A 20,856-nucleotide genomic window follows, 5' to 3' on the forward strand; every position below is an offset into this window, starting at 1 on the left:
GATGAGGCAAGGAGAACCCATGCCCGAAAAGCCCTCGTGCAGCGACAAGATCCCTAGCTCCGCGCTGCCGACGACGGAGCAGGGCGCAATTGCCTGGCTGAGACTCTTCCGATCGAGCCGCGTTGGCCCTACAACCTTCATCCGCCTTCTGCGGGAACATGGCTCGGCGGAAGCCGCCCTCGCGGCCCTGCCCGAAGTCGCAGCCGCTGCCGGCGTCCGGAACTACGTCCCCTGCAGCCGCGCGATCGCGGAGGAAGAATGGGCAGCCGCCCTCGCCGTCGCAGCCCGACCGCTGCTGCTCGGTGCTTCGGACTATCCGCCGCTTCTTGCAACCATCGCAGACGCTCCCCCCCTTCTTTGGGCGATAGGCGATCCGGCTCTGGGCTTCCGGGCGTCCGTAGCTCTCGTGGGCGCACGAAATGCGTCAGCCATCGGAACGCGGATGTCCGCGCAGCTCGCCCGAGACCTCGGCGCGCTTGGCTATGTCATCGTCTCCGGTCTTGCGCGCGGCATCGATACGGCGGCGCACAGCGCGGCAATCGAGCACGGAACGATCGCGGTCCAGGCGGGCGGTATCGATACTATCTACCCCGCCGCGAACACGTCGCTCGCCGCCGAGATCGCGGATCGGGGTCTGCGGCTCAGCGAGATGCCGGTCGGCCATGAACCGCGACCACAAGATTTTCCTCGTCGCAACCGTATCATCTCCGGCCTCGCGCAAGGCGTGGTCGTCGTCGAGGGAGCGCTTCGGTCCGGAAGCCTCATTACGGCACGGAATGCCTTGGATCAGGGTCGCGAAGTGATGGCGGTTCCCGGAAGCCCTCTCGATCCACGCGCAGGTGGTTGCAATCAGTTGATTCGCGACGGTGCAGCGCTCGTGCGCACCGCCGAAGATGTGCTTGAGGCTCTCGCATCCCAGAAAATGCCGCATATACAAAAGGATCGTACGCCGCGAAACGGAGCCCGTCCAATAGAGCACCCGCAATCGTCCGAAACGGTAGCGACGCCGCCGCCTCGTTCTGACGAACCGCTTCTCACGTTGCTGGGCCCCGTTCCGGTGCCTGAGGACGTGCTGATCAGGGAAACCGGTCGCCCCGCCGCCCAGATCGCCGCCGAGCTCACCGATCTCGAACTTTCGGGACAAATCCGACGCCATCCGGGTGGGCTCGTGAGCCTCGCGTGACACCGCGCCGGACCGTGTTCAGGTTGACAAGCTCCGTCCCTGCGCTCATTTAACCGCCCGGCGTCCGCCGAGCCCCGGCGGCGGCGCGGGAGATGTTTCATGGCCGTAGTTGTTGTTGAGTCGCCTGCCAAGGCAAAGACAATTAACAAGTATCTCGGATCCAATTATACCGTCCTGGCCTCCTACGGTCACGTGCGCGACCTTCCTCCGAAGGACGGTTCCGTCGATCCGGACAACGAATTCGAGATGAAGTGGGAGATCGCTTCGGACAGCCAGAGGCACGTCCGGGCGATCGCCGAGGCGCTGAAGGACGACGGCAAGCTGATTCTCGCAACCGACCCCGATCGCGAGGGGGAGGCGATTTCCTGGCACTTGCTCGAGGCGCTGACCAAACGCCGAGCGGTGAAAAAAGATACGGAAATCGAGCGTGTCGTTTTCAATGCAATCACCAAAAGCGCCGTGACCGAGGCCATGAAGGCCCCCCGCGCCATCGACATGGAGCTTGTCGAAGCCTATCTCGCTCGCCGCGCGCTCGACTATCTCGTCGGCTTCAAGCTCTCTCCCGTGCTCTGGCGCAAGCTGCCGGGCGCGAAATCAGCGGGGCGTGTGCAGTCCGTGACGCTCCGTCTCATCGTAGAGCGCGAGATGGAGATCGAAGCCTTCAAGGCGCGAGAATACTGGACCGTCAAGGCCGTGCTCGAAACGCCCTCAGGCGAATGCTACGACGCCCGGCTCGTCAGCCTCGACGGCCAGAAACTCGACAAGTTCGATCTCGGAGACGAAGCTGCTGCGACGGATGCCGTCAGAAAGATCGGGGCGCGCGATCTTACCGTGACATCGGTCGAGGCGAGGCCTGCAACCCGCAACCCCGCCGCGCCGTTCATGACCTCGACGCTCCAGCAGGAAGCAAGCCGCAAGTTCGGTTTTGGTGCGCGCCAGACCATGTCGACCGCGCAGCGTCTCTATGAGGCTGGCTACATCACCTACATGCGGACCGATGGTATCGACATGGCGCCCGAGGCCGTCATGGCAGCCCGTGACGCGATCAAGGCGCGCTACGGAGATTCCTATCTGCCAAAATCGCCGCGCATGTACAAGAACAAGGCAAAGAATGCCCAGGAAGCGCACGAGTGCATCCGGCCCACCGACATGTCCCGGGCGCCAGGCGATCTGCCAAGGCTCGAGCCCGATCAGGCCCGGCTCTACGAGCTGATCTGGAAACGCTCCATTGCAAGCCAGATGGAAGCGGCCCGTTTCGAACGCACTGTAGTTGAGGTCGGTTCGGTCGATGGCGTGGTCGGACTGCGTGCAACAGGTCAGGTTGTGACCTTTGACGGCTTCCTCAAGGTCTATTTCGAGGGTCGCGACGACATCGAACTCGACGCCGAGAACGAAGACGACCGCCGTCTTCCAGCGATCTCGCGGGGTGAGGCCGCAAAGAAGGGTGAGATCACGCCCGAGCAGCACTTTACGCAGCCGCCGCCACGCTACACCGAGGCAACGCTGGTGAAGCGCATGGAGGAGCTCGGCATCGGCAGGCCTTCGACCTATGCCTCGATCGTATCGACGATCCAGGAGCGGGCCTACGTGCGCAAGGACAAGAACCGGCTGATCCCCGAGGACAAGGGCCGTCTCGTCACCGCCTTCCTGGAAAACTACTTCGGCCGCTATCTCGACTACAATTTCACCGCCGATCTCGAGGAAGATCTCGACCGGGTTACCACTGGCGAGGAAGACTGGAAGCATCTTCTGGCAAATTTCTGGACCGACTTCTCCAAGGCACTTGGCGCGACGGAAGGTCTCCGGATCACCGAGGTTCTCGAGAAGATCAACGATGTACTCGAACCGCATCTCTTTCCGGCAACCCCCGAGGATCCGGAACCGCGCCGCTGCAAGGCCTGCGGTACCGGGCGTCTCTCGCTGCGGACGGCACGCTCAGGGGGCGCATTCATCGGCTGCTCGAACTATCCCGAATGCCGCTACACCCGCCCTCTCTCCGGCGAGGTGCCCGGCGGCGATGCTGCGGGACCGGACGGAAAGCTCCTTGGACATGATGATGCAGGCGAGAAGGTCACGCTCCGCGCGGGCCCTTATGGCCTCTATGTCCAGCTCGGCGAGGTGACCGAGGAGAACAAAAAGCCGAAGCGGTCTTCCATTCCAAAAGGCATGGACCCTGAACGGATCGACCTTGAACGGGCCCTTGAACTTCTGTCCCTTCCTCGCCTCATCGGGATGCACCCCGAGGATGGGGAAAAGGTCGAAGCAGCCATCGGTCGCTTCGGACCTTATGTGAAGCACGGCAAAACCTATGCCAGCCTCAAGGACCCCGAGGAGGTTCTCACGATCGGCATGAACCGCGCTGTTGAACTCATCGCCCTGAAGGCCGCACGCGGCGGTGGACGAACGGCCGCAAAGCCTATCCGGGAACTTGGCGAACATCCGGATGGCGGCTCGATCGGCGTCTACGAAGGGCGCTACGGACCTTATGTGAAATGGGAGAAGGTCAACGCGACCCTTCCTGAAACCATCACGAAGGAAGATGTGACCCTAGAGCAAGCTGTCGAGTTGATTGCTGCCAAGAAGCCGAAAAAGAAGACAGCGGCTAAGAAAACCCCAGTGAAAAGGGCTGCATCCCCAAAGGCCGCGAAAAAGAAAACAGCAGCGAAAAAGACTTCTGGCCAGGACCCAGAAGACGACACCAAGACGGCTGCCGAATAGAACGAGCCCTGCTCTGCAAATAATCTCAGTAAGCCAAGATAGAAATCCTTCAACATACGATTTTCGGCTTCATGCATGTTGAGATGGCTATCCTAGTCCGGATCTTTTTTTTAAAGTGACGGAGTCCAGCATCACCCTTCCACTTAATCTTCTTCGCTTGCGAATGACGTGACGGTTTCGATGGGCCGTCGGTCTTGATTGCGTAGCCCAGATCCGGGCGCTCGGTGTTGCAAGTGGACGAGCCAGGCGGGGGGGGGTACGCGTCACCGCATCAGCACGGAAGGGCCGCAAACCCTTCCGCGGTGGGGGCGCGTCTGATGCCCTCGACCGACAACTTTCAGGCCCCACAGAATATTGGAAGGTTTGCAAATTTTAATCAGTCGAAAGTGCATCCTCAAAAAAACATCATATCTTCAGATTAATTGGAATTTAATAAAAATGTATTTTATAAATATTTCGATGAAAACATTTTATTACGCTTGAAATCTGGGACCCGGATCTCAAGGAGGTTATCGTGGATAGAGTGAACAGGGTCGTTTGAAATTGTGGAGCATTTCCGTAAATATTGAGCATGCCGCGTCATTATCTTCCCTCCTTCCCTCTTCGCGCCGCTCGCGTACATGAAATCTGCGGTCCCGCAGCCTTTGCCTTTACCGCGATTACAGCCGCTTTGACGCGATGCACCTTTCTCTGGGTGCATGAAGCATGGCGTGCGGACAGACTGCATCCCGCAGGCTTCATTCCCTTTCTGACTCCATCGGATCTACTGCTTGTCTGCACTCGGAATCAAACCGACAGTCTGGCCGTAGCAGAAGAAGCCTTGAGAGATGGCACCCTGCCGTTCGTCGTGATCGAAATTACCCGGCCACTGAACCTGCGCGAAGGGCGCAGGCTTCAACTCGCAGCCAAGTCGGGGAGCACAACGGGATTGTGTATCATCCCAGAGGGGATGGGATCTAATGCAGCCGAGACGCGCTGGCGGGCCACGCCGATCTTCGATCCCGAGAAGGATGACTCGACTCTGATGCGATGGGAAATTATCAAGAACAAATCAGGAACACCCGGAGCCTGGAATGTTCGATGGAATCCGGAGACGCATCGTCTGCATGTGGTTTCCGCGCTTGGCAATCGAGCGGGCACTACGGATATGCCCAGTTGAAGGCCCTTTCGTACTCACGCTGAGAAAGGCCAATACCGAGCGGATCTATGGCCTCAACGCGCAGGCCGAGGCGCGAGGACTGCATTGCGGCATGAGCCTTGCCGATGCACGCAGCTTTTCTCCCGAACTGACCAGCCGTTCCGCCCGCTGCGATCTGGATGCACGTTTCCTCTCGGCCCTGCGCCGATGGGCCACGCGCTATTGCCCTTGGGTCGGCCAGGACGGCGTGGATGGACTGATGCTGGATGTTACAGGCTCAACCTGGCTTTGGGGGGGCGAAGCCGCAATGCTGGAGGATATGCGCATCCGGGCCAGGCAAGCGGGTTTGACACTAAGGCTGGGGTGCGCAGATACGCGCGGCGCGGCCTGGGCTTTCGCGCATTTTGCCGAAGGCGGGAGAGAACTGAATGACCTGCCCGTCGCGGCACTGCGCCTTGCCCCCCAGACGATGATCGGCCTGCAGAGGCTGGGACTGCGCAGCATCGCGGATCTGAGGGCCACCGCCCGCGCACCACTCGCACGCAGGTTCGGCCCTGACCTTCTGCTGCGCCTTGATCAGGCGTTGGGCCATGCTCCCGAGCCCATCACTCCAGAAACCGAGCCGCCACACTACGCCACCCGCATGACATTGCCCGAGCCGATCGGACGGATGCCTGATGTGATGGCGGTCATCGCACGGTTGCTGAGCCCACTCTGCGACAAGCTGGCAATGCAACAGACAGGCGCACGCCACCTGACGCTGAGCTTGCGCCGGGTCGATCTGGACAGCCAGCGGGTGGAACTGCACCTAGCCGCACCGATGCGCGATGCTTCCCGCATCCTGCCCCTGTTTGAACGTGGCGTGAGTAATGTGGACGCAGGATTTGGAATAGACCAGATCCGGCTGGAGGCCACGCAAGTCGAGCCCCTGCCCATCCAGCATACAAGCCACGTAACCGTTCGGGCCAATCCCAATCAGCTAAGCGATCTGATCACCCGTATCGGCACCCGGATCGGTCTGGAAAATATCCAGCGGCTTCTGCCTGCTGACAGCCATATCCCCGAACACAGTTTTCTCATCGCACCCGCAGCCTTCAGCCAACCAGAATCCAACTGGATTTCCTCGCGCCCACGCCCGATCCGGCTGTTCCCGCCAGAGCCGATCACGGCATGCGGCTCCCATCCCCCCCAGCGGTTCTGCTGGCGTCGTCTGCACCTGACCACTGCCCGCGCCATCGGCCCAGAACGGATCGCGCCCGAATGGTGGCTGTCGGACGACGCATGGCGTTCTGGCATGCGTGACTATTGGAAAATTGACACACGCGAGGGGCGCCGCCTCTGGCTGTTCTACACACCGCAAAGTCCGGGGTGGTTCGTGCAGGGGGAATTTGCGTGATCAAAGCCGATCTTCCCTCCTTTCCAGATATATCCCGCGAGCTGTTGTCAGACGACGGAGGCAGCACGTTCTCAATGCCACACGCCTATGCCGAACTTTGTGTCACCTCCAACTTCACCTTCCTCACCGGCGCGTCCCATCCCGAGGAGTTAATGTTGCGAGCCGCCGAACTGAACCTGGAAGCAATCGCGATTACTGACCGCAACTCGCTGGCAGGTGTGGTGCGAGCCTATTCAGCCCTGCACAACTTGTGTCAGAAGGCCGAGGAGGCGTTGAGCATCCGCTCCACCCAGCAGATCGATCCCAGTTCGCGTCAGCAGGTGGGGCAGCCGCGCGATCTGCCACGCCCAAGGATGCTGAAACTCCCCAAGCTGATCGTAGGTGCCCGGCTGATGCTGCGCGATACCTCGGTGGAGTGGGTCGCCCTGCCTACCGACCGGACGGCCTATCACCGGCTGGCACGGCTCTTGACGCGGGGCAAGCGGCGCGCCAGCAAGGCCGAATGCCATCTGGGTCTCTCCGATCTGGAGGCCAGTTGTCAGGGCATGATCCTGATTGCACTGCCGATCTCCGGTATGGCCACCGCATGTAAGCCCCTGCAGCGGCTCGCTCGCTGCTATCCGGGTTCTGTCTTTCTGGGCGCCGCACCAAGATACGACGGTTCGGATCAGAGCTGGTTTTGCGACTGTGCGGCAATGGCGCTGCGCTGCTCGACACCAATGGTCGCTATTGGCGATGTGCTGATGCATCACGGCAAGCGTCGCCCGTTGGCCGATGTGCTGACCTGCCTGCGCGAAGGTATAACCATCGACCAGATCGGCACCCGTGCCCTGCCCAATGCCGAGCGACGGCTGAAAGGCGCTCCCGACATGGTGCGGCTTTACCGTCATCATCCGGCAGCGATCCGTCAAACGCTGGAAATTGCAGCGCGCTGCAATTTCGATTTGTCCGAACTGAGTTACGAATATCCTGACGAGATCAGCGAAGGCGAAGCTCCACAAGCACGCCTCGAACGTCTTGCCCGCGAGGGGATAATTCGGCGTTACCCCGACGGCGCCCCGGACCGTGTCCATGCCTTGGCGGACAAGGAACTGCGCCTCGTCGGAGAACTGGATTATGCGGCCTATTTCCTGACCGTCCATGACATCGTCGCCGAAGCCCGCCGCCGCGGCATCCTGTGCCAGGGACGAGGCTCTGCAGCCAATTCGGTGCTGTGCTATCTGCTGGGGATCACGGATGTCAGTCCTGACATGATAGCGATGGTTTTCGAGCGCTTCATCTCCCGCCATCGCGGGGAGCCACCCGATATCGATGTCGATTTTGAACATGAACGTCGTGAAGAAGTGATCCAGTGGATCTATGAAAAATACGGACGTCACCGTGCCGGGCTCTGTGCCACGGTGATCCATTTCCGCACCCGCGCCGCGATCCGCGAGGTGGGCAAGGTGATGGGGCTTTCAACCGATGTGACGGCGGCACTGTCGTGCCAGATCTGGGGACAGTCAAATGGCGGAGTCAATCCCGAGCATATCCGCGAGCTGGGCCTGAACCCTGATGATCGGCGACTTGCCCTGACGATCCGCCTGATCGGCGAGTTGATTGGCTTCCCTCGCCACTTGTCACAGCATGTCGGCGGGTTTGTTATAACGAAGGGCCGCCTCGACGAACTCTGTCCGATCGAAAATGCTGCGATGAAAGATCGCACGGTGATCGAATGGGACAAGGACGACATCGATACACTTGAGATCCTCAAGGTCGATATACTCAGCCTTGGAATGCTCACTTGCCTGCGCAAGGCATTCGATCTGCTCGACGCCCATAATGGAATTCGTCACAGGCTCGACACGGTGCCTCAGGAAGATCCAGCAACCTATGCGATGCTGCAACGCGCCGATGCGGTGGGGGTATTTCAAGTCGAAAGCCGAGCGCAGATGAACTTCCTCCCCCGAATGAAGCCTCGGGAATTCTATGATCTCGTGATCGAGGTCGCGATCGTCCGCCCGGGCCCCATTCAAGGCGGCATGGTCAAGCCATATATCCGCCGCAGGCAGAAGCTGGAGGCCCCTGAACCCTTCGGTCCCGCACTGGAAGAAGTCACGCGCAAGACGCTGGGCGTGCCGCTGTTTCAGGAGCAAGCGATGCAGATCGCGGTCGTGGGCGCGGGCTATTCTGCCGAAGAAGCCGATCAACTGCGCCGCTCGCTCGCCTCCTTCCGCCGTATGGGCACGATCGCCGCACATCGGGAACGCTTCATCACGGGGATGCTGAAGAACGGCTACACTCAGGACATCGCTGCAGCGTGTTTCTCGCAGATCGAGGGATTCGCCGATTACGGTTTTCCAGAAAGCCACGCGGCCGCCTTCGCGATGCTGACCTATGTCTCATCCTGGCTCAAATGCCATCATCCGGCGATCTTTGCCTGCGCACTGCTCAATTCGCAGCCGATGGGGTTCTATGCCCCCGCGCAGATCGTGCGCGATGTACGCGATCACGGGGTCGAGGTGCGCCCGATATGTGTCAACCAGTCAGAATGGGATCACAGGCTTGAGCCGCGCGCGGATGGGCAGCTGGCATTACGGCTCGGGCTGCGCCAGATCAAAGGCTTTCGCGCCGAGGATGCGGCTTGGATCGTCGCGGCGCGAGGTAATGGCTATCCCGATCCCGAAAGCCTCTGGTTGCGGGCAGGGATCGCACCCGCCACCTTGGAACGTCTGGCTGAAAGCGACTCCTTTGCCAGCATGGGGCTGAGCCGGCGTGATGCGCTCTGGCAGGTGCGGGCGATCCGCACGCCCGTACCGCTTCCGCTGTTTTCCGATCCGCTGGATGGAGAAGGTCTGCGCGAACCCCCCGTCCATCTGCCATTGATGCATCTAGGCCAGGAGGTCATCGAGGATTACGTCGCCACACGGCTTACGCTGCGGGCTCATCCGATGGAACTCCTGCGCCCATCGATCCCCGGCCTCACCCCGCACAATCAACTGCCCACAGCCCCGCTGCAGCGCCTCACCGTCTGCGGACTTGTCATCACCCGTCAGAGACCCGGCACGTCTTCAGGTGTGATCTTCCTGACGCTGGAAGACGAAACAGGCGTTTCCAATATTGTCATCTGGCCTCGCGTTTACCGCCGTTTCCGGCGCATCGTGATGGCTGGGCGATTGCTGCGTGTAACCGGGCGGCTGGAACGCGAGGGCATTGTCATTCACCTTATCTCTGATCAGATCGAGGATCTGTCTCACAAACTCGCTGAACTCGATCATCCTTCAGGCGACATGGCTGGCGTCACCCAGTCCCCGGCCGTTTCCCCCTCCCGCTTCTCGCATCCTCCAGCCGGCACCCGCCATCCGCGCGAGCAAGCCAAGCAACTGTTCCCGAGTCGCGACTTCCATTAGGGACCGCCGACAATAACAGGAGACACGCGATGAGAGAGCTTCAAGCTTCCACCCTCCAGTGACCGTCTTCGGAGCGTCATCAACGCCCACACCAACGTCGCAATCGAAATCTGTAATCGCCATATTCCGGCTTTGATGACCACGGCAGCCACCACAGCGCCGCGATCAAATTTCCTGAAGTAAATTTCTTCAATTCTGAAATCGCATCGCACAACAAGATACAGATGCCATCGAAGAAATATTTCTCAGACAAAGATTCTTCTTTGATTTTATCGAAATCAAATTCGATATCAATTTGGCGGAAGCGGTGGGATTCGAACCCACGAACGAGTTACCCCGTTGCTGGTTTTCAAGACCAGTGCCTTCAACCACTCGGCCACGCTTCCTGAAGGACTTCATCCGGGCCGAAATGCCCGGATCCATCGCTGCCGTAAACCACGAACGCTTCGCCGGTTCAATTTGAAATAATCATCGCCGCCCGACGAACACAAGGAGAACACTGGCTTCCCTTTTCAAAACGGGCCGCGTAATCTCCCGCCATGAGCACTTGGTCAGAAGACGAAACGGAAGCCTTCGAGGCCGCAGCACGGCCGTTGTCGGAACGCGCGATGGCTGCGCGACCCGCACCCTATATCGACGGCCTAAATCCCGATCAGCGCGCCGCCGTAGAGACACTCGACGGACCCGTTCTCGTGCTTGCCGGCGCAGGTACCGGCAAGACTCGTGCCCTGACGACGCGCATTGCACATCTGCTCAATACAGGCCGGGCAAGGCCCAACGAGATCCTCGCGGTCACGTTCACCAACAAGGCTGCCCGCGAAATGAAGACCCGAGTGGGCAGCCTCGTCGGCGGAGTAATCGAGGGAATGCCCTGGCTTGGAACGTTCCATGCTCTTTCGGTCAAGCTCCTGCGCCGCCACGCAGAACTCGCTGGTCTCAAATCGAACTTCACCATTCTGGACACCGACGATCAGCTTCGGCTGCTCAAGCAACTCATCGAAGCTGAAAACATCGATGCGAAGCGCTGGCCTCCGCGAATGCTCGCGGGCTTGATCGACGGCTGGAAGAACCGTGCCCTTTCACCAGAGAAACTTCCCGCATCCGAGGCCGCCGCATTCAACCGCCGCGGAGGCGAACTCTATGCGCAATACCAGGAGCGCCTGAAGACGCTCAACGCCTGTGATTTCGGCGATCTGCTTTTGCATGTGGTCATGATCTTTCAGGCGCATCCGGACATTCTGGAAAGATACCAGCGCTGGTTCCGCTACATCCTCGTAGACGAGTACCAGGATACCAACGTCGCGCAGTATCTCTGGCTCCGCCTGCTGGCGGGCGGGCACAAGAACATTTGCTGCGTCGGCGATGACGACCAATCGATTTACGGCTGGCGGGGAGCGGAAGTCGGCAACATCCTGAGATTCGAGAAGGACTTTCCGGGCGCGAAGGTGATCCGGCTGGAGCAGAATTACCGCTCGACGCCCCACATCCTCGCCGCTGCCTCCGGCGTGATCGCAACGAACGAAGGCCGTCTCGGCAAGACGCTCTGGACAGAGCTTGACCAAGGGGAGCGCGTGCGCCTCATCGGCCACTGGGACGGCGAGGAGGAAGCGCGCTGGATCGGCGAAGAGATCGAGGCTTTCGGGAATGGCACCCGAGGTCTTGACCCGATCTCCCGCGATGGCATCGCAATTCTGGTACGAGCATCCTATCAGATGCGTGCCTTCGAAGACCGGTTTCTTACAATCGGTCTGCCCTACCGTGTAATCGGCGGGCCGCGCTTTTACGAGCGGGCCGAGATTCGTGATGCCATGGCCTATTTCCGCGTGGCCGTAAGCCCTGATGACGGCCTTGCCTTTGAGCGAATCGTCAACAAGCCCAAGCGCGGACTAGGAGACAAGGCCGTGCTGGAGATCAATCGCGTCGCGCGGGAGAATGGACTCTCCTTGCTCGAGGGCGCGCGGCGACTTGTCGTGGAGGGCGGCCTGGCTGCCCGCGGCCGCAAGGCACTCAGTGAGCTTGTGGCCGGTTTTGACCGCTGGCATGCCCTCGTGCGTGCCGGAGAGACCGATCATGTGGAGATCGCCGAGCAGATCCTCGACGAAAGCGGCTACACTGACATGTGGCGCGCAGAGCGCTCGCCAGATGCCGCGGGTCGGCTTGAGAACCTCAAGGAGCTCGTAAAGGCACTGGGAGAGTTCGAGAATCTCCAGGGGTTTCTGGAGCATGTCTCTCTCGTCATGGAGAACGAGCAGGATGACGGCACCGCGAAGGTCTCGATCATGACACTCCATGCCGCGAAGGGACTGGAATTCCCATGTGTTTTCCTTCCGGGGTGGGAGGACGGACTTTTCCCCTCACAACGCGCAATGGACGAGAATGGCCTCAAGGGTCTCGAGGAAGAGCGTCGTCTTGCCTATGTCGGCATCACCCGGGCCGAGCGGATCTGCACGATCTCCTTTGCGGCAAACCGCCGCGTCTATAACCAATGGCAATCGCAGTTGCCGTCCCGCTTCATCGACGAACTGCCAGCAGCCCATGTGGAGGTTCTGACTCCACCCGGCCTTTATGGCGGCGGCCCTGCGGGCGGGCGAAGAATTGATGAAGGCCATGGTGGCCTCGCCGAGAAGGCTGCAGAAGCCGACGTTTACAACTCCCCCGGCTGGAAGCGGATGCAAGCCCGCGCCGGCAACCGCCCGGTTTCCCAGCCGCGCGAGACACGAAGCATGGTGATCGACGCCGAGGCCGTGGCGGCCTTCGACCCCGGGACGCGGGTCTTCCACCAGAAATTCGGCTATGGCACGGTCGCGGCCGTCGAAGGCGACAAACTCACCATCGATTTCGAGAAGGCGGGGCGCAAGAACGTCGTCTCGCGCTTCGTGACGGAAGCAGATTCGATCCCGTTCTGACAAAGGCTTTTCTCGTGATGCCCCGGTACCATGAGTTCACCTCTCACGTTGTCTGGACCGGAAATCGCGGCAACGGCACCAGCGGCTACCGCGCCTATGACCGCAAATGGTCGATTGAGGTGCCGGGTCGCCCGGTAATCCATTGTTCGAACGATCCCATGCTTGGCGGTGACCCTGCCCTTCCAAATCCTGAGGATCTTCTTCTTTCTGCCCTCTCAGCCTGCCACATGCTCTGGTATCTGCATCTCGCCAGCGATGCCGGCATCATCGTCATGGCCTACGAGGACAGCCCACTGGCTCATGGCGAAACGGCAGCCAACGGCGCCGGCCGTTTCGTGTCGGCGGTGCTTCGCCCGCACATACATGTCCGCCACGGAAGCGATCTCGATCGGGCAAACGCGATCCACGGTGAGATTCACCACGTCTGTTTCATCGCCCGCTCGGTAAATTTCCCCGTGACGATCGAGGCCCGTTTTTCTGAAGTTTTCTGAGAGCCGCTCCGCAACGAAGAGAGCCGGACGCGAACGCCCGGCCCCATCGAGACAGTTCGAATTGATGCAGCCGCAGCCGCGTCAAGACTTACGCGCCGTAAACGCTTTCCCAGGCAATGGCCTTGAGGCCGAAGCGGGACAGACCGAGATCGTTCAGATCACGGGTGTCGAGAGCACGAAGCTCATTCAGAGTGCGCCGGTACAGCCGGTAGTCGGCAACGCGCTTTTTCAAGCGCGCAACAAAGCCGGTTTCGTTGGCGAAGCTGTAGTCACGGTTGTAAAGAACTGCGTCGGTCATCGTTCACTTCCTTGTCTCGACCGCCCGGGCGGATCCCCGTAGCGGATATATCTGTTCATGCCCTCGCAATTGCGCGATGGCCGTTCCTGTGCGACATGGCCCTCATGGCCATCCGCAAATTCCTCCGGTTTGTCTGACCAGCTGGGGCTTGGCATCTATCTGCCCGCCAACTCGGGATATGCGGCCTCTGCCGTTTCTCCCGAAGACGTTGCGCCGCCGGACTTGTTCGGTCCACGCCGGGTCATGCCCGTCCGTTTCCCTCTATGTTGCATTGCAATATACGTGGTCTCGCGCTCTGGACAACCGGACGAATGCTCAAGTCTGCCATGCGTCCTGCGCAAGCCGATTTACCGTTTGCAAAGATCTCGCCGACGGCGGTTGCCCGCAAAACACGCTTCCCAGAGCCCGCTTTGGCGCTTGCAACGAACGCCCCGGAGAGCGAAACCTGCGCCTCGAATGCAGGAAAGGAGAGTCCATGGCCATCGATCGCGAAACGGTACTTGCCGCGCTGCGCAAGCTGGAGGTTCCAGGACGCGGCGAGAACATTGTTGACGCCGACATGATCCGGGCGCTCTCCGTCGAGGGTGGGACCGTGCGTTTCGTGATTGAAGTTGATCCGTCAGAGGGACCAAAACTCGAGCCGCTTCGCGCCAGTGCCGAAAGCCTTGTCGCGGCATTGCCGGGTGTCGAACGAGCCTCTGCAGTGCTGACCGCACATGGACCCGCGCCACAGAAGGAGCCCCCTTCCCTCAAGGTCGGGCGTCATCCAACCCCTCAGACCGGACCTTCCGCCGTGCCCGGCCTCAAGCACGTGATCCTCGTCGGTTCCGGCAAGGGCGGCGTCGGGAAATCCACAGTGGCCGCCAATCTTGCAGTGGCCCTTTCCCAAGCGGGGAAGAAGGTGGGGCTGCTTGATGCCGACATCTATGGTCCGAGCCAGCCGCGCATGATGGGAGTCTCCGGCCGCCCCGCGTCGCCCGATGGACAAAAGATCATGCCGCTGACCGGTCATGGCGTCACGATGATGTCCATTGGTCTCCTCGTTGGAGAAGGTGAGGCAGTGATCTGGCGCGGCCCCATGTTGATGGGCGCGCTCCAGCAGCTCATGGGTCAGGTCCAGTGGGGAGAGCTCGATGTTCTGCTCGTCGATCTTCCACCCGGCACGGGGGATGTTCAGCTCACCCTCTCACAAAAGTACGCGCTTACCGGCGCGATCGTGGTCTCGACGCCACAAGATGTCGCCCTGCTCGATGCCCGCAAGGCCATCGACATGTTCGAGAAGACAAAGACGCCAATTCTGGGTCTCGTCGAAAACATGTCGACCTACATTTGCCCCAACTGCGGCCATGAGGCGCATCTCTTCGGACACGGCGGGACGCGAGCGGATGCCGAGAGGAAGGGATTGCCCTTCCTCGGCGAGGTGCCCCTGGATCTCCGAATCCGGGTCAGCGGCGATGAAGGCGTGCCGGTTGTCGTATCGCACCCCGAGAGCCCGGAAGCAGGCGCCTTCCGCTCCATGGCTCGCCGTCTCATCGACGCCGGTTACGTCTAGGGCGCAGGTCTGGCGCCAGGTCGCGGAACAGGGGCCCGGCGGGTATTCAGAACTCGCTCCAGTCATCGACCGGCTCCCGACGCGCTACGGCGGCCGGGCTTCCCGCAACGGCCGCCACCCGGCGCGGCGCAGGCTTGTTATTGCCCTGCGGCCGAATGGGGCGCGATGCAGACACGGGTTTTGAACTCCCGGCGGGCTTATGATCCTTGCTGGAGGTTCGCGCACTCCTGATAGAACTTGCCTTGAAGCGCGAGAAGAGCCCGGCAAGCGTCTGAGCCTCCGATTTGAGGTCATTGCTTGCTGCGGTCGCCTCCTCCACCATCGCCGCATTCTGCTGCGTCACGCGGTCAAGCTGGTTGACCGACGTGTTTATTTCCGAAAGTCCGGCCGACTGCTCCCGCGCCGCCGCGGCCATGTCGCTCACGAGTTTTGCCACGCCGCTCACGGCATCTACGATTGTCTCGAGAGAGCTGCCCGTTTGCCGCACCAGATCCACGCCCCGCTCGACCTGATCGGAACTCGCCGAAATCAGCGCCTTGATTTCCTTCGCGGCTTCCGACGAACGCTGGGCGAGCGACCGGACCTCTGACGCGACAACCGCAAACCCGCGTCCGGCGTCGCCGGCACGGGCCGCCTCGACGCCTGCGTTAAGCGCAAGGAGATTGGTCTGGAAGGCGATATCATCAATCACACCCACAATCTGCGAGATGTGCTCCGAGGATTTCTCGAGCTCCCCCATTGCTGCGACTGCCTCACGCACGACGCGGCCACTCTCGGAAGCATTGTTGCGGGTCGCCGTGACGTTTTGATCCGCCTGCTCCGCATGCTGCGCAGCCGCACGCACACTTGCCGTAAGCTCTTCGAGCGCCGCTGCGGTTTCCTCGAGCGCCGCTGCCTGTTCCTCCGTGCGATGTGAGAGATCGTTCGAGGCCGATGCAATCTCGGACGAATTGTTGTCGATCCGTGAAGCACTCTCCGCAAGCCCGCCGATCACTTCGGAAAGTGTGCCAAGAGCGTCGTTGAAGTCGACGCGGAGCTGCTCATAGGCATCCGGGAATCGATTATCGATGCGAGTATCCAGATCGCCCGCCGCGAGCCCCTTGAGACCTGCGGCAAGAGCCGAAACGATACGCTCCTGTTCCGCCGCATGCGCCGTGCGCTCGGCTTCGAGCTTTGCGCGAGCTTCCTCCTTCTGCAGCCGCTCGCTCGCCTCGCGTGCACGTTCGGCGGCCTCTGCTTCGGCCTTGCGCTTGCGCTCGGCATCTTCCCGGGCGCGCTGTTCCGCTTCCGCCCGCCCCCGTGCCTCGACCTCGCGACGATGCGCCTCCACCTCTCTCTCGCGCTCCTCCTCCTCGAGGCGTGTCCGTTCAAGCATGTTGTTGCGGAAGACCCCGAGTGCGGCCGCCATACGCGCAATCTCGCCTCCCTGCCGCTCGAAGCCCTGGACCGGCGCCATGTCTCCCTGCGCAAGTCGCTCCGTCACACGGGTGAGTGCAAGAAGCGGCCTCACTGCAAAAATCATTGAACCGACAGCCGTAAATGCCAGAACGGCGACGCTGATCGCACCGATGATGAGCATGATCGCGCGGCCACGGGCCGCCGATCCAGCAAGATCTTCGCTTGCCGAACCGATCTCGGAAACCGACCCTTGACCCAGCCCCCGCGCCGCGGCAGCGATCGCGTCAACCTTTGCCGCCGCCAGTGAAGATGCCTCGTCGGCATCCGCACGCGCCTCGATCACCGCACCACGGGCATCGAGAATACTCTCGTCTCCGGCCGCCTGGGTCAGGACCTGGTCGATTGCTGCGGTGACCGCATCGTCCAGACTGAGCGCAGCGCTGAGGTCGTTGATCCGGGAAGCCAGCTCGTCTGCCGTCTGGCCTGCCCTTTCGACACCTGCGGCATCGTCAGCAGACGCGCCAGTCAGAACAACCGACTGGATGCTCTGGATTGCCCGCTCAAGGGATATCGACCGGTCGAGCAAATCGCGCACACGCGGCAATCCTGCCGAGCCAGAGACGGTGTCACCACGCGACACGTCCAGAAGCAGCGTTTTTTGCAACGTCGCGATGCCATCCGTGGCGATCCCTGCGGCAGCGGTCAGATCATCCGCTCCCGAAAGAGTGCGCTCATCCATGCCGATATCTTGAATGCGTGCCGCCACAAGCCGTGGGACGAGCGTTTCAAGAGCATCGAAATCAGCGTCCATCGCCGGCGGCGCATTCTCACCGAGCCCCCTGGCCGCAGCGCGCAGTGTTTCGATCGCCGATCGGATCTGTTCCGCAGCGGCGCGCAGGTCATCCTCCGATCCCGCCATCAGGACAGCCGACAGCCCCCGGCCGATATCTCCAGCAGTGTCGACCATCTCGGAGCTTTCGCGAAGGCTTGGAACCAGCTCACCTTGAAACTGAGCGGTAGACTGCGAGAATCCGCGGAATACCACGAAACCTGTAACTGTCGATGCAACGATCAGAATGCCGAGCAGAAACAGCATACTGCCGATCCGAACGACGAGACTGCCACCTGTCTTGAGCTTCGATGCGGTCATGCCGAACTGGTCCTTGTACTTGTCTGGTGAAAACGCGCGTCGAACCCGGCGCTGTTGCAGCCGCTGGTCGCACGGCGGTCTTCCTGTCTTGCCGATAGCGGACAAGCGTTAAGCGCCCGTTGACGCCTTTCCTTCCGGCTGCTGCCTGGCAGATGGCCTGGCAGCATATGATTTCAGGCACGCCGCTTGCGATGCTGCGCCAAGCGGCTAATCTCGGTGCAACGAATCTCGCCCGGCGCCCCGGGACACCAGATGGGAGCCTGAAATCAATGTTTTCTTCCGGGAGACTTCATATGAGACGCATCTTGCTCGCGACAGCCGCAGGAACCCTTCTGGCCGGAGCAGCCTCCGCCCAGGACGCGGTCAATGTGGGCATCATCCTCGGTTTCACCGGACCGCTGGAGTCGATTACGCCGGGGATGGCCGGCGGCGCCGAACTGGCATTCAAGGAAGCGTCCGACAGCGGCAAGCTTCCCGGCGGCGCCACGTTCAACGTGATCCGTGGCGACTCCACCTGCATCGATGCGGCCGCGGCAACCACCGCCGCCGAGACACTCGTGACCTCCGACAATGTCGTTGCGATCATGGGAGCTGACTGCTCGGGCGTGACGACCGCAATCGCCAATAATGTCGCGGTGCCAAATGGCGTCGTAATGGTATCGCCATCGGCGACCTCGCCCGCCCTCTCCACGATTGACGATAACGGCTATTTCTTCCGCACGGCGCCTTCGGACGCGCGTCAGGGAGAAGTGCTCGCCGACGTCGTCAAGGGCCGCGGCATCGACACTGTTGCAGTCACCTATACCAACAACGATTACGGCAAGGGGCTCGCCGACAGCTTCGCAGCTGCCTACGAGGCCGAAGGCGGAACCGTCGCACTGAGCGAAAGTCATGAGGACGGAAAGGGCGATTACTCCGCCGAAGTCGCTGCACTTCAAGCTTCGGGCGCCGAGACACTCATGGTCTTCGGCTACGTCGACCAGGGCGGTGTAGGCATCGTGCAGGCCTCACTTGACACCGGAGCGTTCGAGAGTTTCGTCTTTGCCGACGGGATGTATGGCCAGAGCCTGATTGACGCCGTCGGACCAGAGATCAACGGCAAGGTTATCGGCACACTTCCAGGCACCGAAGGCCCGGGCGCCGATGCCTTCGCCAAGGTTGCCGAAGCAGCCGGCATGGACCCCACCGGCACCTACGTTCCCGAGAGCTATGATGCCGCGGCCCTGATTGCCCTCTCAATGGCTGCGACCGGTTCGGCAGACCGTACCGGTATCCGCGACCATCTCATGGAAGTCGCAAATGCACCGGGAGAACAAATCCTTCCCGGCGAACTCGCCAAAGGGCTCGAACTCGCAGCTGCCGGCACCGACATCGATTACGTCGGCGCATCGGGCGTGGAACTCATCGGGCCGGGCGAAGCCCAAGGTTCCTACCGGGTCTATGAAATCGTCGACAACGCGCCGAAAACAATCGAGTATCGCTGAGATACAGTTATTGGCCCGGTCCGCGCCAAGCGGACCGGGCCCCGCACCGGGAGCCGCCATCAGGTGATCCGTGTTGAAGACCTCCATATGCATTTCGGCGGAATCCGCGCCGTCGACGGCGCCTCGATCGAGGTTGCTCAAGGCTCCATAACTGGCCTCATCGGCCCAAACGGGGCGGGAAAGACAACTCTTTTCAATGTCATCGCCGGTCACTACACACCCACCTCGGGTCGGGTCTTTCTCGATGGTGGCGAAATCACCGGCCTTCCACCGCACGAGCTCTTTCACAAGGGCCTGCTCCGCACCTTTCAGATCGCCCACGAATTCCCGACGCTCACAGTGCGCGAGAATCTCATGATGGTACCACCTGCGCAGCCCGGAGAAGTGCTATGGGATGCCTGGTTCCACCCCGGCCGCGTCAAGGCGCGAGAAGCGGAAGTGCGGCGAAAGGCTGATGAAGTCATCGACTTCCTGGAAATCCCCCATGTTGCCGACGAACTTGCGGGCAATCTTTCGGGGGGCCAGAAGAAGCTTCTCGAGCTCGGCCGCACGATGATGGTGGATGCCAAGATTGTTTTTCTCGACGAGGTCGGTGCCGGTGTGAACCGCACGCTTCTGCGCACCATTGGCGAAGCAATCAAGCGGCTCAACACCGAGCGCGGCTACACCTTCTGCCTCATTGAACACGACATGGACTTCATTGCCCGGCTTTGCGACCCCGTCATCGTCATGGCCGAGGGCAAGGTTCTGACCAAGGGCGCCCCCGACGCGGTGATGGCCAACGAAGCCGTCATCGAGGCCTATCTCGGTCGTGGTCTCAAGAACAAGCCTGCCCGCGCGGAGCGCCAGCCATGAGCTATCTCTCGGGCAGCCACATGACCGGCGGCTATGGAGGAGCCGACATCCTGCACGACTGCACGATCGGCGTGGAGAAAGGCGAGATTGCGGTGATCGTCGGCCCCAATGGTGCGGGCAAGTCGACCGCGATGAAAGCCGTCTTCGGAATGCTCAAGCTGCGCTCCGGGGCAGTAACGCTTGATGGGCGTGATATAACTGCGCTCACTCCTCAGGACAGAGTCAAGGCGGGCATGGGATTTGTTCCCCAGACGAGCAATGTCTTTGTGAACCTCACGGTCGAGGAAAATCTCGAGATGGGCGCCTACATCCGAGACGACGACTTCTCCGACACGATGGAGCAAGTGTACGACCTGTTTCCGATCCTGCGCGAAAAACGTCTTCAGCCAGCGGGTGAGCTCTCCGGCGGACAGCGGCAGCAGGTCGCAGTGGGCCGCGCGCTCATGACAAAGCCAAAGGTCTTGATGCTCGACGAGCCGACCGCGGGCGTCTCGCCCATCGTGATGGATGAGCTCTTCGACAAGATTCTTGAAATCGCCGCAACCGGGCTCGCCATTCTCATGGTTGAGCAGAACGCACGCCAGGCGCTCAACATTGCCGACCGCGGCTATGTTCTTGTTCAGGGGCAGAACCGCTACACCGACACCGGCGAAGCGCTTTTGGCAAATCCGGAAGTCCGCCGGACATTTCTTGGCGGCTGACTGTTACGGGCAGCGTCTATGCTGCCCCCCTTTCACCTCAGCGATAATGCGGCGGTTCTCCACGCCATCGCACTGATGCTGTCGTGAGACTGTGTGACAATAGACGCTTCGAGCACCCGGCCCGCACAGCTGTGGATCTCAAAATGGAGACAGCAAATCACCTGACAGGGCTTGCTTCTGCGTATGTCTTCATCACT

General features: G+C 61.0%; 13 protein-coding genes and 1 tRNA gene. 11 read left to right on the forward strand and 3 right to left on the reverse strand.

Translation table 11 applies throughout. The features are described from left to right. Positions 1 to 19 precede the first annotated feature (19 nt). The 5 genes from dprA (at position 20) to ACF66B_RS03985 (ending at position 9,824) form a co-directional block, all read left to right on the forward strand. Positions 20 to 1,183: a DNA-processing protein DprA gene (dprA, locus tag ACF66B_RS03965; RefSeq protein WP_111430450.1), complete on the forward strand. Its 1,164-nt coding sequence runs from the start codon at positions 20 to 22 to the stop codon at positions 1,181 to 1,183. Between the two features lie 99 nt (positions 1,184 to 1,282). Then, positions 1,283 to 3,901, forward strand: a complete 2,619-nt coding sequence (gene topA, locus ACF66B_RS03970) for a type I DNA topoisomerase (RefSeq protein WP_111430449.1) — start codon at positions 1,283 to 1,285, stop codon at positions 3,899 to 3,901. A 571-nt stretch (positions 3,902 to 4,472) separates the two neighbouring features. After that, positions 4,473 to 5,060, forward strand: a complete 588-nt coding sequence (locus ACF66B_RS03975) for a hypothetical protein (RefSeq protein ID WP_111430448.1) — start codon at positions 4,473 to 4,475, stop codon at positions 5,058 to 5,060. Continuing rightward, positions 4,975 to 6,435: a DNA polymerase Y family protein gene (locus ACF66B_RS03980; protein ID WP_111430447.1), complete on the forward strand. Its 1,461-nt coding sequence runs from the start codon at positions 4,975 to 4,977 to the stop codon at positions 6,433 to 6,435. Before ACF66B_RS03975 ends, ACF66B_RS03980 begins: the two co-directional genes overlap by 86 nt. A gap of 74 nt (positions 6,436 to 6,509) precedes the next feature. Continuing rightward, on the forward strand, positions 6,510 to 9,824 hold the full coding sequence (locus ACF66B_RS03985; protein ID WP_111430446.1) for an error-prone DNA polymerase: 3,315 nt from the start codon (positions 6,510 to 6,512) through the stop codon (positions 9,822 to 9,824). A 296-nt stretch (positions 9,825 to 10,120) separates the two neighbouring features. On the opposite strand, the gene ACF66B_RS03990 is transcribed toward ACF66B_RS03985, so the two are convergent. Beyond that, positions 10,121 to 10,210 (reverse strand) — tRNA-Ser (locus tag ACF66B_RS03990). 153 nt (positions 10,211 to 10,363) lie between these two features. Between ACF66B_RS03990 and ACF66B_RS03995 the strand changes: the two genes are divergently transcribed. Both ACF66B_RS03995 and ACF66B_RS04000 read left to right on the forward strand, forming a co-directional pair. After that, positions 10,364 to 12,730 (forward strand): UvrD-helicase domain-containing protein, encoded by a 2,367-nt coding sequence (locus tag ACF66B_RS03995; RefSeq protein ID WP_111430445.1) that lies wholly within the window; start codon positions 10,364 to 10,366, stop codon positions 12,728 to 12,730. A 17-nt stretch (positions 12,731 to 12,747) separates the two neighbouring features. Then, the gene (locus ACF66B_RS04000; RefSeq protein WP_111430444.1) at positions 12,748 to 13,221 is read left to right on the forward strand and encodes an OsmC family protein; all 474 of its coding nucleotides are present in this window, start codon (positions 12,748 to 12,750) and stop codon (positions 13,219 to 13,221) included. 88 nt (positions 13,222 to 13,309) lie between these two features. Here ACF66B_RS04000 and ACF66B_RS04005 read toward each other — a convergent pair whose 3' ends face one another. After that, positions 13,310 to 13,519: a DUF1127 domain-containing protein gene (locus ACF66B_RS04005; protein WP_111430443.1), complete on the reverse strand. Its 210-nt coding sequence runs from the start codon at positions 13,517 to 13,519 to the stop codon at positions 13,310 to 13,312. A gap of 475 nt (positions 13,520 to 13,994) precedes the next feature. Between ACF66B_RS04005 and ACF66B_RS04010 the strand changes: the two genes are divergently transcribed. Next, on the forward strand, positions 13,995 to 15,071 hold the full coding sequence (locus ACF66B_RS04010) for an Mrp/NBP35 family ATP-binding protein (RefSeq protein WP_111430442.1): 1,077 nt from the start codon (positions 13,995 to 13,997) through the stop codon (positions 15,069 to 15,071). Between the two features lie 46 nt (positions 15,072 to 15,117). Here ACF66B_RS04010 and ACF66B_RS04015 read toward each other — a convergent pair whose 3' ends face one another. Beyond that, complete coding sequence (locus ACF66B_RS04015) at positions 15,118 to 17,619, reverse strand: methyl-accepting chemotaxis protein (RefSeq protein ID WP_392664083.1); 2,502 nt, start codon at positions 17,617 to 17,619, stop codon at positions 15,118 to 15,120. Between the two features lie 293 nt (positions 17,620 to 17,912). Between ACF66B_RS04015 and ACF66B_RS04020 the strand changes: the two genes are divergently transcribed. The 3 genes from ACF66B_RS04020 to ACF66B_RS04030 all read left to right on the forward strand — a co-directional run bounded on the left by ACF66B_RS04020 (position 17,913) and on the right by ACF66B_RS04030 (position 20,659). Further along, positions 17,913 to 19,103: an ABC transporter substrate-binding protein gene (locus ACF66B_RS04020; RefSeq protein ID WP_111430441.1), complete on the forward strand. Its 1,191-nt coding sequence runs from the start codon at positions 17,913 to 17,915 to the stop codon at positions 19,101 to 19,103. A gap of 63 nt (positions 19,104 to 19,166) precedes the next feature. Then, a complete protein-coding gene (locus tag ACF66B_RS04025) occupies positions 19,167 to 19,958 on the forward strand; it encodes an ABC transporter ATP-binding protein (RefSeq protein ID WP_111430440.1) in 792 nt (263 codons plus the stop codon). After that, positions 19,955 to 20,659 carry an ABC transporter ATP-binding protein gene (locus tag ACF66B_RS04030; RefSeq protein ID WP_111430439.1) on the forward strand — a complete coding sequence of 235 codons (705 nt, stop codon included), beginning with the start codon at positions 19,955 to 19,957 and terminating at the stop codon, positions 20,657 to 20,659. The genes ACF66B_RS04025 and ACF66B_RS04030 overlap by 4 nt, the downstream gene beginning before the upstream one ends. Positions 20,660 to 20,856 lie beyond the last annotated feature (197 nt).

This window comes from Amaricoccus sp. B4, from assembly GCF_043226085.1.
Taxonomy (GTDB): Bacteria; Pseudomonadota; Alphaproteobacteria; order Rhodobacterales; family Rhodobacteraceae; genus Amaricoccus.